Source organism: Nocardioides sp. NPDC023903, assembly GCF_040639295.1.
Lineage (GTDB): Bacteria > Actinomycetota > Actinomycetes > Propionibacteriales > Nocardioidaceae > Nocardioides.
In genome coordinates this window covers 1-4,794 of record NZ_JBEZZS010000072.1, presented here as the reverse complement: position 1 = coordinate 4,794, position 4,794 = coordinate 1, and the positions used below count along the sequence as shown (strand labels likewise).

Sequence of the window (4,794 nt, the reverse complement as noted above, 5' to 3'; positions counted from 1 at the left end):
GCCTTGACGGACTCGGCCTCGATGCGGGCCTGGGCGGGGTCGTAGACGCCGCAGGGCAGGTCGCAGTGGGCCGAGACCTCGATGGTGGGAGCGAAAAGTCGCGCGAACATGCGGGTCCTCTCAAAGAGTGTTCATGTGTCCTACGGATTGCGACACTACTCCGCATGGAAGACAGCGCGGCCAGGGCACCCCGACACAGCTGGGGGATGGCGAAGGTCGTAGGGGTCTCGATGGAGCCGACGCTGTGGGCGGGGGACCGGTTGTGGGTCTCCTACGGACGTACGCCGGCGCCCGGGTGCGTGGTCGTCGCGCGGCTCGCCGACGGGGCGGTCGTGGTGAAGCGGGCGGTGGAGCGGCGTACGACCGCATCCGGGCGTCCCGGGTGGTGGCTGCTCTCCGACAATCCGGCCGCTCCCGGGGTGATCGACTCCCGTCACCGCGGGCCTGTCGCGGACGCCGACATGATCGGCGTGGTTGTCGCTCGACTCTGGCCGCGCCCGCGCATCCTGGGGCAGATCTCTGGATGAGGGCTCCAGATGAGGGCTTCGTCACCTTGTAGGAAACATCAACCGCTTCCTCCGGTAGCCTGTGGGAAACTTTTCGCCATCCGGGCATCACATCCCTGTAGATGGCGCCTTGCGCGGCTCCACCCCTCGGCTCGCGTTCGACCGCCCGACGTCCGAGTCCGTAGTTTTCTGGAGGCCCCCAATGACCGAGTCCACCCTGTCCACCGAGACCACCGCCTATGACGGCGACCCGGTGTTCGAGCTTCACCGCGGCGGCAAGATGGCGATCGCGGCGACAGCATCGGTCTCCGACAAGGCCTCGCTGTCGATGGCCTACACCCCCGGTGTCGCGCGGGTCTGCACCGCGATCGCCGAGAATCCCGAGCTGGCCCACACCTACACCTGGGTGCCCAACACCGTCGCGGTCGTCACCGACGGCACCGCGGTGCTCGGCCTCGGTGACATCGGCCCGGCCGCCGCGATGCCGGTGATGGAGGGCAAGGCGGTGCTGTTCAAGGAGTTCGGCGGCGTCGACTCGATCCCGATCTGCCTGGACACCACCGACGTGGACGAGATCGTCGAGACGGTCATCCGGATGGCGCCGAGCTTCGGCGGGATCAACCTCGAGGACATCTCCGCGCCGCGCTGCTTCGAGATCGAGGACCGCCTCAAGGAGGCGCTCGACATCCCGGTCTTCCACGACGACCAGCACGGCACCGCCGTGGTCACCCTCGCCGCGCTGATGAACGCGCTGAAGCTGACCGGCCGCAACCCGGAGTCGACCCGCGTGGTCATCTCGGGTGCCGGTGCTGCCGGTGTCGCGGTCGCCAAGATCCTGCTCGAGTTCGGCATCAAGGACCTCGCGCTGCTCGACCGCAAGGGCGTCATCTCCTCCACCCGCTCGGACCTGACCGCGTCGAAGAAGGCGATCGCCGAGGTGACCGCGGACGTGACCGGTCGCTCGGGCTCGCTGGCCGACGCGCTGGCCGGCGCCGACGTCTACGTCGGTGTCTCCGGCGGCACCGTCCCCGAGGAGCTCGTCGCGACCATGGCCCCGCAGGGGATCGTCTTCGCGATGGCCAACCCGAACCCCGAGATCCACCCCGACGTGGCGCACAAGTACGCCAGCATCGTCGCCACCGGGCGCTCGGACTTCCCCAACCAGATCAACAACGTCCTCGCCTTCCCCGGCATCTTCCGGGGTGCGATCGACGTGCACGCCTCCTCGATCACCGAGGGCATGAAGCTCGCCGCCGCGCAGGCGCTGGCCGCTCTGGTCGGCGACGAGCTCTCCGAGACGAAGATCATCCCGGAGCCGTTCGACCCCCGCGTCGGCCCCGCCGTCGCTGCCGCGGTCGCCGACGCTGCTCGGGCTGACGGGGTCGCTCGCGCCTGAGCGTTCCGCGATCTGCACACCTTGATCGAGGAACCGCCCAGGTCGGTAGGGTCGGGCGCATGTTCGCTGCGTACGCCGAGAAGTTCTCATCCGACGATCCGATCTCCGGCCTCGTGCTGGGGGAGCGGCCCGACCCTGTCGCTCCGGACGGGTGGACGACGGTCACCGTCAAGGCGGCCTCGCTCAACCACCACGACCTGTGGTCCCTGCAGGGGGTCGGGCTCAAGGCCGAGGCGCTGCCGATGATCCTCGGCTGCGACGCGGCCGGCCTCGACGAGGACGGCAACGAGGTCGTGGTCCACTCGGTGATCTCCTCGCCCGACTGGACCGGCGACGAGACCCTCGACCCGAAGCGGTCGCTGCTCTCCGAGCGTCACCAGGGCACCTTCGCCGAGAAGGTGATCGTGCCGCGGCGCAACGTCGTGCCGAAGCCCGCCGGGATGTCGTTCGAGGAGGCCGCCTGCCTGCCCACGGCATGGCTGACGGCCTATCGGATGCTGTTCACCCAGGGCGGGCTCAAGGCCGGCGACTCGGTGCTGGTGCAGGGCGCCGGCGGGGGAGTGGCGACCGCGGCGATCACGCTCGCGCGGGCAGCCGGCCTCAAGGTCTACGCGACCTCGCGTGACGAGGCGAAGCAGAAGCGGGCCCTCGAGCTCGGTGCCCACGAAGCGCTGCCGTCGGGCGAGCGGCTGCCGGTCAAGGTCGACGCGGTGATCGAGACCGTCGGGCGGGCGACCTGGAAGCACTCGGTGCGCTCGCTGCGTCCGGGCGGGTCGATCATCATCAGCGGCACCACGTCCGGGGCGAACCTCGACGACGCGATGCTGACCAACATCTTCTTCCTGCAGCTGAAGGTCATCGGCTCGACGATGGGCACCCGCAACGAGCTGGCCAGCCTGGTCTCGCTGCTCGAGGCCACCGGCACCCGCCCGCTGATCGACCGCACCATGCCGTTGACCGAGGCCAAGGCCGGCTTCGAGGCGATGCACGCCGGCGATCTCTTCGGGAAGGTCGTCTTCAACCTGTGACGCCGGCCGTGTGACGTACGGAATATCGTTCGACTCTCCCCGGTTCAACAAGGGACCATTGAGTGTCACTGCCGGGGGGCTCGAAAAGTTTCTCGTGGCGTGATGTCGAAATCGGCCCCGCCCGTTCGATCTATGTATAGAGCGGGCGGCACCGGGCCCCTGCGTACGACCCGAGGAACATGTCATGACTGCTGCCGTCACAACATCGCATCGTCCACAAGACGGTGAGAAGCGGCGTACGCCTGCCGTCATCACCCTGCTCGTGCTGGCCACCTTCGTGGTGATCCTCAACGAGACGATCATGCTCAACGCGATCCCGAACCTGATGAACAGCTTCGGGGTCACCGAGCATGCCGCTCAGTGGGTCTCGACCGCGTTCATGCTGACCATGGCGTCGGTCATCCCGGTGACCGGCTGGTTCCTGCAGCGGGTGACGACCAGGACCGCGTACGCCACGGCGATGGGCGTCTTCATCGCCGGCACCCTGATCTCGGCGATCGCGCCGGTCTTCGGGATCCTGCTCGCCGGCCGGGTCATCCAGGCTGCCGGCACCGCGGTGATGATGCCGCTGCTGATGACCACGCTGATGACGGTGGTCGACGAGAACGACCGCGGCCGGGTGATGGGCAACGTCACCATGGCGATCTCGGTCGCGCCGGCGCTCGGCCCGACCGTGTCCGGGCTGATCCTGGGCTTCGGCTCGTGGCGACTGCTCTTCCTGTTGGTCCTGCCGATCGCCATCGGGGTCGCCTGGTCCGGGCTGCGCCGGCTGGAGAACGTGGGCGAGACCTCCGAGTCGACCGTGGACTGGGCGTCCGTGGTGATCGCCGCACTCGGGTTCGGGTCTCTCGTCTACGGGCTGAGCCGCTTCGCGGAAGGTGAGGTCGGGCGTCCCGTGGTGATCGCCGCCTTCGGTGCGGTGCTGATCGTCGGGTTCGTGTTCCGTCAGCTCCACCTGCAGCGGGTCGGCACGCCGTTGCTGGACCTGCGCGCGTTCCTGCACTCCACCTTCACCAAGGCGCTCGTGCTGATGGCGATCGCGTTCCTGGCGATGATGGGCTCGATGATCCTGCTGCCGCTCTACCTGCAGACCGTGCGCGGCCTGTCCCCGCTGATGACCGGTCTGCTGGTCATGCCGGGTGGCCTGGCCATGGGTCTGCTCGGGCCGACCGTGGGACGGATCTTCGACACGTACGGTGGCCGGGTGCTCGTGATCCCTGGCTCCGTCGGCATCGTGGTCGCTCTCGCCGGGCTCTCGCAGATCTCGCTGACCACGCCCTACCTGCTCGTGCTGGTGCTGCACCTGGTTCTGATGGTCAGCCTGGCGGCGGCCTTCACCCCGGTCTTCACGCTCGGCCTGGGCTCGCTGCCGTCGCACCTCTACTCCCACGGCTCCTCGATCCTGGGCACGCTCCAGCAGGTCGCGGCCGCCTTCGGCACCGCCCTGGCGGTCACCGTGATGTCCGTACGCAGCGACCAGGTCATCGACGAGGTCGGTGCCATCGCGGCCCAGGTGAGCGGGCTGCAGGCCGCGTTCATGGTCAGCGCCGCGCTGGCTCTGATCGTGGTCGTGATGGCCGTCCTGCTGCCGGCTCGGGCAGAGGGCTACGGCGAGTCCGACGAGGAGTCTGCTGATGGTTCTGTCGCGGAGCCGGGTGCCGATATCGATGCCGAGCTCGCCGAGCTGTGCGAGCACGGGCGTGAGCCTGCTGTGTGTGGCTGCTGAGTCGTAACGCCTGTGTAGGAGTCGTAGGAATACCCGGTTAACCGGGTCGGAACCAGCACGGTCCGCAGGGATCGGCCACGGGCGCGCCTGCCGAGCCACAGCACCAGGCCACCGAGCACGATGAAGAGTCGACGACCT

Annotated in this window: 5 protein-coding genes; 4 read left to right on the top strand and 1 reads right to left on the bottom strand. The window is 68.5% G+C overall.

The window, feature by feature from the left end; translation table 11 throughout:
- The coding region (locus tag AB0F44_RS29975) for a superoxide dismutase [Ni] (protein WP_305367623.1) at positions 1–110 on the bottom strand (110 nt) is incomplete at its 3' end.
- 54 nt (positions 111–164) lie between these two features.
- Here AB0F44_RS29975 and AB0F44_RS29970 point away from each other — a divergent pair.
- The 4 genes from AB0F44_RS29970 to AB0F44_RS29955 all read left to right on the top strand — a co-directional run bounded on the left by AB0F44_RS29970 (position 165) and on the right by AB0F44_RS29955 (position 4,656).
- On the top strand, positions 165–527 hold the full coding sequence (locus AB0F44_RS29970; RefSeq protein WP_357360989.1) for a S24 family peptidase: 363 nt from the start codon (positions 165–167) through the stop codon (positions 525–527).
- Between the two features lie 181 nt (positions 528–708).
- A complete protein-coding gene (locus tag AB0F44_RS29965; RefSeq protein WP_357360987.1) occupies positions 709–1,902 on the top strand; it encodes an NADP-dependent malic enzyme in 1,194 nt (397 codons plus the stop codon).
- 59 nt (positions 1,903–1,961) lie between these two features.
- Positions 1,962–2,930 (top strand): zinc-binding dehydrogenase, encoded by a 969-nt coding sequence (locus tag AB0F44_RS29960; RefSeq protein WP_357360985.1) that lies wholly within the window; start codon positions 1,962–1,964, stop codon positions 2,928–2,930.
- A 184-nt stretch (positions 2,931–3,114) separates the two neighbouring features.
- A complete protein-coding gene (locus tag AB0F44_RS29955) occupies positions 3,115–4,656 on the top strand; it encodes an MDR family MFS transporter (protein ID WP_357360983.1) in 1,542 nt (513 codons plus the stop codon).
- Positions 4,657–4,794: the final 138 nt, after the last annotated feature.

Bases quoted from the DNA above. Each gene is read 5' to 3' on its own strand.
- AB0F44_RS29970 (WP_357360989.1), top strand. From the start codon at position 165: ATGGAAGACAGCGCGGCCAGGGCACCCCGACACAGCTGGGGGATGGCG.
- AB0F44_RS29965 (WP_357360987.1), top strand. From the start codon at position 709: ATGACCGAGTCCACCCTGTCCACCGAGACCACCGCCTATGACGGCGAC.
- AB0F44_RS29960 (WP_357360985.1), top strand. From the start codon at position 1,962: ATGTTCGCTGCGTACGCCGAGAAGTTCTCATCCGACGATCCGATCTCC.
- AB0F44_RS29955 (WP_357360983.1), top strand. From the start codon at position 3,115: ATGACTGCTGCCGTCACAACATCGCATCGTCCACAAGACGGTGAGAAG.